The sequence below is a fragment of the Myxococcus sp. AM011 genome (assembly GCF_013372595.1).
GTDB classification, from domain to species: domain Bacteria; phylum Myxococcota; class Myxococcia; order Myxococcales; family Myxococcaceae; genus Myxococcus; species Myxococcus eversor.
On the sequence record NZ_JABXEM010000595.1, the window covers coordinates 1 to 695 of the forward strand.

Here is a 695-nt window from a genome sequence, read left to right on the forward strand (position 1 = left end):
GCCCCGTCGCTGAGGGCCGGAGGACGGTGTCTGGCCGCTCCCGCCGTCCTACCTGGACGGTGGGGTCAGCTCCCACCGCACGCACCGGGAGCGCGCGTGATGCCACCCGAGGCGAGCAGCCCCTGATTCCCGGCCTTGCGAGGAGGTCGTGTCGGGGGGAAAGTGATCCTGTGTTGATTACCCTCGTCGCCGTTCTCTCCGTGGTCGCCCAGGCACCCGCAGCGCTTCCGCCGCAGGGGCCCGTGAGTGTGCTGATCGCCCCACCGGACGCGACGGGAGCCCCTTCCCACATCGTCGAGTTCGCGCAGGAGCACCTGGCCGAGCAGCTCGAGTCGCGCGGGATGCGCGTCATCCGCATCGAGAATGTCACCCGCAAGCTCCCCGTCTCGCGACGCCGCACGCTGCTGCGCTGCAAGCGCACGGAGGCGCCGTGCCTGCAGTGGCTCGGCACGGTCAGCAAGGCGGAAGTCGTCCTCGTTGCGGAGCTGGTCCTGGGGACGAGCGGCTACCGCGCTGGCGTGCGCGCCTACGCCGCCAAGGACGGCGCGCTCATCTCCAAGAACCTCGTCGCCGACGTGCCCGAGGACAAGCTGCTGGATACGCTCACCCAGACCCTGGACGTGGTGGCGCCCGACACGCAGCGCGCGCTGCGCGGCCTGCCTCCCGCGCCGCCCATCGACGACGTGCCCCCACCC

At 71.7% G+C, this 695-nt stretch carries 1 pseudogene; it reads left to right on the plus strand.

The window, feature by feature from the left end:
- Positions 1 to 242: 242 nt before the first annotated feature.
- Positions 243 to 695, plus strand: a pseudogene (locus tag HUW62_RS47560) (hypothetical protein); the annotation flags it as partial.